The organism is Clostridium pacaense, assembly GCF_020709765.2.
Classification (GTDB): Bacteria; Bacillota; Clostridia; order Lachnospirales; family Lachnospiraceae; genus Enterocloster; species Enterocloster hominis.
Genome location: NZ_JAJFEB020000161.1, coordinates 1 through 248 on the forward strand (window position 1 = coordinate 1; position 248 = coordinate 248).

The window sequence follows — 248 nt, forward strand, 5'->3', positions numbered from 1 at the left end:
ATCTATCAGGACAGGCGCGGGCGGAATCAGGGCAGGCGCGGGCGGAATCAGGACAGGCGCGGGCGGAATCAGTGCAGGCGCGGGCGGAATCAGGGCAGGCGCGGGCGGAATCAGGGCAGGACCAGGCAGAACCTGGACAGGAACAGACAGGCCGGCAACGGGCAGATATGGGGAAGGCATTGGACAAGATGTGCGATGAACATCAGAAAATGCAGAATAATCCGGAAGCATATGTGCGGATTACCGGG

General features: G+C 61.3%; 1 protein-coding gene. It reads left to right on the forward strand.

Going from position 1 to position 248, the window contains the following annotated elements; genetic code table 11:
* Positions 1-199: hypothetical protein (locus LK536_RS58915; RefSeq protein ID WP_506092350.1), on the forward strand; the 199-nt coding region annotated here is incomplete at its 5' end.
* Between the last annotated feature and the right edge of the window lie 49 nt (positions 200-248).